The sequence below is a fragment of the Mycobacterium sp. E136 genome (assembly GCF_001666865.1).
Classification (GTDB): domain Bacteria; phylum Actinomycetota; class Actinomycetes; order Mycobacteriales; family Mycobacteriaceae; genus Mycobacterium.
The window spans coordinates 1-6,959 of record NZ_LZJE01000346.1 but is presented as its reverse complement, the minus strand read 5'-3'; the positions used below and the strand labels follow the sequence as shown (position 1 = coordinate 6,959).

General features: G+C 68.4%; 6 protein-coding genes. 3 read left to right on the top strand and 3 right to left on the bottom strand.

Features of this window, described 5'->3' with window-relative positions; translation table 11 throughout:
- Positions 1-285, bottom strand: a 285-nt coding sequence (locus A5698_RS23095) for a TetR/AcrR family transcriptional regulator (RefSeq protein WP_156670863.1), incomplete at its 3' end; no start/stop codon positions are given.
- A 98-nt stretch (positions 286-383) separates the two neighbouring features.
- On the opposite strand from A5698_RS23095, the gene A5698_RS23090 reads away from it, so the two are divergent.
- Together A5698_RS23090 and A5698_RS23085 are read left to right on the top strand one after the other, a co-directional pair.
- On the top strand, positions 384-1,304 hold the full coding sequence (locus A5698_RS23090; RefSeq protein WP_068301629.1) for an SDR family NAD(P)-dependent oxidoreductase: 921 nt from the start codon (positions 384-386) through the stop codon (positions 1,302-1,304).
- Between the two features lie 20 nt (positions 1,305-1,324).
- Entirely contained in the window at positions 1,325-1,834 is a 510-nt protein-coding gene (locus A5698_RS23085) for a cupin domain-containing protein (protein ID WP_068301625.1), read from the top strand.
- On the opposite strand, the gene A5698_RS23080 is transcribed toward A5698_RS23085, so the two are convergent.
- Entirely contained in the window at positions 1,824-4,361 is a 2,538-nt protein-coding gene (locus A5698_RS23080) for an excinuclease ABC subunit UvrA (RefSeq protein WP_068301622.1), read from the bottom strand. The two genes, A5698_RS23085 and A5698_RS23080, sit on opposite strands and share 11 nt — an antisense overlap.
- 221 nt (positions 4,362-4,582) lie before the next feature.
- Between A5698_RS23080 and A5698_RS23075 the strand changes: the two genes are divergently transcribed.
- Entirely contained in the window at positions 4,583-6,289 is a 1,707-nt protein-coding gene (locus tag A5698_RS23075) for a DEAD/DEAH box helicase (protein ID WP_068301619.1), read from the top strand.
- Positions 6,290-6,370: 81 nt separating this feature from the next.
- Here the strand turns inward: A5698_RS23075 and A5698_RS23070 are convergent, their stop codons facing one another.
- Positions 6,371-6,877: an SRPBCC family protein gene (locus A5698_RS23070; RefSeq protein ID WP_068301615.1), complete on the bottom strand. Its 507-nt coding sequence runs from the start codon at positions 6,875-6,877 to the stop codon at positions 6,371-6,373.
- Between the last annotated feature and the right edge of the window lie 82 nt (positions 6,878-6,959).

Genomic DNA, 6,959 nt, shown 5'->3' with positions numbered 1-6,959 from the left:
CGACCGCAGCAACACGAACAGTGCCTCTCCGGGCGGTACGCCCTCGGTCAGGGCCCGTCCCTCCGCGACGAGGCTGTCGATCCGGTTCTCGACGACCGCGCGATACAGGTCCACCTTGGTCGGGAAGTGGCGGTACACCGTGCCCGCGCCGACGCCGGCGCGACGGGCGATCTCGTCGATCGGCACCGAGAGCCCGTCGGTCGCGAAGGCGTCGTACGCGACCTCCAGCACGCGGGCCCGATTGCGCAGGGCGTCGGCGCGCAGGGGTCGGTCGGTCGCACTCACATCGTCACCTCGGGAATGGAATTAAACGGGGCGTGCGTTCCGTATATGCGTAAGAACCGGGGCGCCCGCTCCGCTTAATACTCTACCGAGGAGAAATCATGTCCAGCTGGACAACCGCAGACATCCCGGATCAGGCCGGGCGTACCGCCGTCGTCACCGGTGCCAACACGGGCCTGGGCTACGAGACCGCGGCGGCGCTCGCAGCCAAGGGCGCGCATGTCGTGCTCGCCGTCCGCAACACCGGCAAGGGTGCCGACGCCGCGCGCCGTATCGAGCAGTCCACCCCGGGCGCCCGCGTCGACGTACAAGAGCTCGACCTCACGTCGTTGACATCGATCCGTGCCGCGGCCGAGCAACTGAGAAGCGATCACGACGTCATCGATCTGCTGATCAACAACGCGGGCGTGATGTTCACCCCCAAGTCGATCACCGAGGACGGCTTCGAGCTGCAGTTCGGCACCAACCATCTCGGTCACTTCGCGCTGACGGGGCTGCTGCTGGACCGGGTGCTGGCCGCACCGGGGTCGCGGGTCGTGACCGTGAGCAGCACGGGGCATCGTTTCGCGCGCAACGGGATTCGCTTCGACGACCTGCAGTGGGAGCACGGCTACCGCCGGGTGGGTGCCTACGGGCAGGCGAAGCTGGCCAACCTCATGTTCACCTATGAACTGCAACGCCGGCTGCAGGGCACCGACTCCATCGCCGTCGCTGCGCATCCGGGCGGTTCGCGATCGGAACTGGGCCGCAACTCGCCGCCGCTGCTGGCCGGGGTCTTCAAACTGCTGGAACCCCTGCTTCAGGACGCCGACATGGGAGCTCTGCCTTCCCTGCGCGCTGCAACCGACCCCGATGTGATCGGCGGGCAGTACTACGGCCCGGACGGCTTCTTGGAACAGGGCGGGCATCCGGTCGTGGTCGCGTCCAATCGGTTGTCGCACGACGTAGCGGCGCAGAAGCGGCTGTGGACCGTGTCGGAGCAACTGACCGGTGTCACCTACCCGGTACCCACGACGGTCTGACAGTGGCAGGGTGGGTGGGGATGTCACTCGTCGATCCCCGGCAGGTGCCGCCCTACCCACCTCCGCGATACACCGCGCCCGAAGCGGAGGTCAGCGGCAGGGTGCGACGCGGCACTGAGCCGGCCGACTACGACTCGTTCGGGCTCGTGAAGTACCACTACCTCGCCGATCAGAAGGCCACCGACGGCGACTACGGGCTGTACCGCGTCGACATCGCACCGAACGGCGGCGGGCCGGGGCCGCACTTTCACCGAGCGATTTCCGAGGCGTTCTTCGTACTGTCCGGAACGGTGCGGCTCTACGACGGCGCCGACTGGTTCGACGGCAATCCCAACGACTTCTTCTATGTGCCGCCCGGCGGCATCCACGGCTTCCGCAACGAGGCCGACGCCCCCGCGTCGCTGTTGATCCTGTTCGCTCCCGGCGCGCCGCGCGAACAGTACTTCGAAGGTTTCGCCGCGCTCGGCGACCTCACCGACGAGGAGCGCCGGGAGTGGTTCATCCGCAACGACAACTTCTTCATCGAGTGACCAGCCGCGCGGCCAGGTACGGCGCCGTGCGGCTTCCCTCGGCCTGACTCACCTTCTGCGGTGTGCCGGCCGCGACGATGCGGCCGCCGTCGTGGCCCGCACCCGGTCCGAGGTCGATCACCCAGTCCGCCCCGGCGACCATCCGCATGTCGTGTTCGGCCACCACCACCGAATTCCCCGCGTCGACGAGGCGATGCAGTTGCGCGTCGAGCAGGTCCACATCCGCCGGATGCAGCCCCGTCGTCGGCTCGTCGAGTACATAGAGCGTGTGGCCGCGGCGTGGCCGCTGCAGTTCCGAGGCCAGCTTGATGCGTTGGGCTTCCCCGCCGGAAAGCTCGGTGGCCGGCTGCCCCAAGCGCAGATAACCCAGACCGACCTCCCGCAGCGTCGCCAGGCTCCGGGACGCACCGGGGATGTCGTCGAGGAACTGTGCGGCTTCGTCGACGGTCATCGCCAGGACCTCGGCGATGGTGTGGTCGCGGTAGCGCACCCGCAGCGTGGCCTCGTTGTAGCGGGCACCTCCGCAGGTCGGACAGGTGGCGTAAGTGCCTGGCAGAAACAGCAATTCGACCGACACGAAGCCCTCGCCCTGACAGGTCTCGCATCGGCCTTCGGCGACGTTGAACGAGAACCGGCCCGCCGTCCAGCCCCGGCGGCGCGCCGCCGGCGTCGCAGCGAATTCCCGTCGCACGGCGTCGAACAGGCCGGTGTAGGTCGCCAGCGTCGAACGCGGGGTGCGTCCGATCGGTCGCTGGTCGACGGCGACCAGCCGGTCGATCCCATCGACACCGTCTGCGGTGACCCCGATGCTGGCGTCGTGATCGAGGTCGACGATCTCGGCGTCGGAATCGTCGCTGTCGCTGTCGCTTTCGGCCAGACCCACCGCGCGGCCCAGATGACGGTTCACGACATCTCCGAGTACCTTCACCACGAGCGTCGACTTCCCCGAACCGGAAACGCCGGTGACCGCGGTGTAGACGCCCAGCGGCACGTCGACATCCACGTCGCGCAGATTGTGAAAACAGATGCCGCGCAGTCGCAGCCGCGACGACGGTTCGCGCGGCGTCCGCGGTTCGGCCGCCTCGCCGTCGAACAGATAGCGCCGGGTGATCGACTCCTCGACGTCCTTCAGGCCGTCGACAGGCCCGCTGTAGAGCACCCGCCCTCCGAGCTCCCCAGCGCCGGGGCCCACGTCAACGATCCAATCCGCTCGACGCACGACATCCATGTCGTGTTCGACGATGAACAGCGAATTTCCCGCTCGCCGAAGCCTATCCAGCACATCGAGCAGCGGCTCCGCATCAGCGGGGTGTAGGCCGGCCGACGGCTCGTCCAACACGTAGAGCACCCCGAACAGTCCGGCCCGCAGTTGCGTGGCCAGGCGCAGTCGCTGCAGTTCACCCGGTGACACGGTAGGGGTGCGACGGTTCAGCGTCAGATAACCCAGCCCGAGGTCGATGAGCACCTGAATGCGGGCGACCAGATCGGCGGCGATCATCGTGGCGACCTCGGTGTGCTCACCGGACGCTGTCGACTCGAACGCCGGCGCGGCATCCGTGCGCGACGCGGTCGGTCGGAGCGCGTCAGCGAGTTCGACCAGCGGCATCGCCACGTAGTCGGCGATGCTGTGACCCGCAAAGGTCACCTTCAGCGCCTCGGGCCGCAGCCCCGATCCGTGGCACACTCCGCACTCGACGCTGTCGACGTACTGCAGGACGCGCCGGCGCATCATGGCGCTCTGCGAGTTCGCCAGTGTGTGTCTGACATGGCGTTCCGCGCTCGAGAAGGTCCCGTTGTAGTAGTACTCCGCGGTGACCGGGTGCTGGCTCGGATCGATCTCGACGGTGGGCTGCTCGTCGGTGAACAGGATCCAATCCCGTTGGCGTTTCGGCAGTTTGCGCCATGGCTTGTCGATGTCGAAACCCAGCGTGATGAGGATGTCGCGCAGGTTCTGGCCCTGCCATGCGCCGGGCCACGCCGCGACGGCGCCCTCGCGGATGGTCAACGAGGGGTCCGGTACGAGCGTCTGCTCGGTCACCTCGTGGATCCGGCCGAGGCCGTGACACTTGGGGCACGCGCCGACGGCGGTGTTCGGGGAGAACGCGTCGGAGTCGAGTCGTTCGGTGGCCCCGCGCGGGTAGGTTCCGGCGCGGGAGAACAACATCCTCAACAAGTTGGACAGGGTCGTGACGGTGCCGACCGTGGACCGTGAGGTCGCCGTCCCTCTGCGCTGCTGCAACGCGACGGCGGGCGGCAACCCGGTGATGTCGTCGACCTTGGGCGCGCCGGTGGGCAGGAGCAGGCGCCGCGCATACGGCGCGACCGACTCGAAGTACCTGCGCTGCGCCTCGGCGTAGATGGTGCCGAACGCCAGCGACGATTTGCCGGATCCGGAGATGCCGGTGAAGGCCACCAGCGCGTCGCGCGGCGCGGCGACGTCGACGCCCCGTAGGTTGTGTACGCGGGTACCGAAGACACGGACGCACGCGTCGATGTCGTCGCTGGGGGGAGTTGGGGTTGCCGACATGGTTGGCGGAGAGTACCCACGTCGCGCCGGGACAAGCATCGTGTTTGCTGTGCACACTCCCCCGGCAGGTCATCGAGTGCCGCCGGCCGCTCGACGCTCCGGCGCACGTCGCACCCGCGAGCAACGCCCGACACACCGGCCGTTCAGCGACACGCCACGCGGAGATGCGCGGCCGTAATCCGTTGCGCTAGGCTGCTGTCCGATCAGTGAGGAGTCTTTGGGTGCGGGCAGACACAGCGCCCGACACCCAGGCTTTGCGAGGCTGGCAGCGTCGGGCTTTGGTGCGGTATCTTGGCGCCAAACCGCGGGACTTTCTCGCCGTCGCCACCCCCGGCGCGGGTAAGACGACGTTTGCCCTGCGCGTGGCCGGCGAGCTGCTGGCCGACGGCACCGTCGAGCGCATCACCGTCGTGGTACCGACCGAACACCTCAAGATCCAGTGGGCGCTGGCCGCCGCCAGGCTCGGCCTGTCGTTGGACCCGAAATTCTCCAACAGCGCCGCACACCACTCGTCGGAGTATCACGGAGTCGTCGTCACCTACGCCCAGGTGGCCAGCCACCCGACCCGACACCGAGTACGGACCGAGAACCACCGCACGCTGGTCATCTTCGACGAGATCCACCACGGTGGCGACGCGAAGAGCTGGGGCGAGGCGATGCGCGAGGCATTCAACGACGCCACCCGACGGCTGGCGCTGACCGGTACGCCGTTCCGCAGCGATGACAGCCCCATCCCGTTCGTCACCTACGAACCCGACGGCGAGGGGGTGCTGCGCTCACGCGCCGACCACGTCTACGGCTACGCCGACGCGCTCGCCGACGGGGTGGTGCGGCCGGTGGTGTTCATGGCCTACTCCGGGGAGGCGCGGTGGCGTGAGCGCGCCGGCAGCGACGATGTCGTGCACTCCGCGCGGCTCGGTGAACCGCTCAACGCCGAGCAGACCGCGCGGGCGTGGCGCACGGTGCTCAACCCGAACGGCGAGTGGATACCGGCTGTGCTGCAGGCCGCCGACACCCGGCTCTCCCAGTTGCGCAACGGCGGCGTACCGGACGCGGGCGCGATGGTGATCGCATCGGACCAGAAGGCCGCGCGTGCTTACGCCAAGGTGTTGACGACGCTGACCGGGGAAGCGCCGACGCTCGTCCTGTCCGACGACCCCGGATCGTCGGACCGCATCGCCGCTTACGCGGCCGGCACGTCGCGTTGGCTGGTCGCGGTGCGCATGGTCTCCGAGGGCGTCGACGTGCCGCGCCTGGCCGTCGGGGTTTACGCGACCTCGGCGTCCACCCCGCTGTTCTTCGCGCAGGCGATCGGCCGCTACGTCCGGTCCCGCCGGCCCGGTGAGACCGCGAGCATCTTCCTGCCGTCGGTGCCGTCACTGCTCGACCTGGCCAGCGAGATGGAGGCGCAGCGCGACCACGCGCTGGGCAAGCCGCACCGTGAGTCGCAGGGCGAGTGGGACGACGCGGCGCTCGAGGACGCCAACAAGAAGAAGTACGAACCGGCCGAGCTGGACAACGGTTTCGAGATGCTGGGCGCCGACGCCGAACTCGACCAGGTGATTTTCGACGGCTCCTCGTTCGGCACCGCGGCGGCCGTCGGCAGCGAGGACGAGGCCGATTATCTCGGCATCCCCGGCCTGCTCGCCCCCGATCAGATGCGGGACCTGTTGCGGCGCAGGCAGGAAGAGCAATTGACCCGCCAGACCGCCTCGGGCGAGGTACCCCGCGTCTCGACACACGGCCAACTGCGCGAGCTGCGCAAGGAACTCAACACGCTGGTGTCCATCGCGCACCACCGCACCGGCAAGCCCCACGGGTGGATCCACAAGGAGCTGCGCCGGATCTGCGGTGGCCCGGCCGTCGCGGCGGCGACGACGGATCAGCTCCGGGCCCGCATCGAGGCTGTCCGCAAGCTACAGGCCTAGCCGCACCACCCGCGAGCGCTCACCCTTGTACGTTTTCCGACCGGTTTTCTGTACCTAACTGAGCGCTCGCGGGGAGACGGGTCAGCCTCGGGCGCCGCGCTCCTCGGCCAGGGTGGCGAGGTTCTTCAGCGAGTTGTCGAGGTGCTGGGGCTCGAAGGGCGGGAACTCGATGTCGCGCATGTGCGGCGCCACGTTCGACCAGTCGTAGGTCAACGTGACCACGGTCTGCCCCGGCCCCGCGGCGTCGAGGTCGTACCGCCAGATCCAGCCGCCCCATTGGAGTTCGGTGCCGGTCATCAGATAGCCCCGCTGCTCGGGCCCCTGGCCCGGCTGCCACGCGATGGCTCGCGGCGGGTCGAACACCTCGACGCGGTTGGCCATCTCGTAGTACTTCTCCGGATGGTTGTCGTGGTACATGCCCATCAGGAAGACCTGGCCGATCTCGGTCAGCGGCTTTGCGTCAAGCGGTTCGCGCACCCATCCGGTGCCGTCGATCGCTTGGTGCGTCGACGGGTCGGCGAGCACCTCGAAGACGGTCTCGATCGGGGCGTTGACGGTTGTGGTGGCGTGTATGCGTTGTTCGGTCATGTCGATACAGACCGCGGCGAGCGCGGAAAGTCATCGCTAGAACACTCCGCAGCCGGCCACCCCGCACACCATCGAGCTGATC

Bases quoted from the DNA above. Each gene is read 5' to 3' on its own strand.
- A5698_RS23090 (WP_068301629.1), top strand. From the start codon at position 384: ATGTCCAGCTGGACAACCGCAGACATCCCGGATCAGGCCGGGCGTACC.
- A5698_RS23085 (WP_068301625.1), top strand. From the start codon at position 1,325: ATGTCACTCGTCGATCCCCGGCAGGTGCCGCCCTACCCACCTCCGCGA.
- A5698_RS23080 (WP_068301622.1), bottom strand. From the start codon at position 4,361: ATGTCGGCAACCCCAACTCCCCCCAGCGACGACATCGACGCGTGCGTC.
- A5698_RS23070 (WP_068301615.1), bottom strand. From the start codon at position 6,877: ATGACCGAACAACGCATACACGCCACCACAACCGTCAACGCCCCGATC.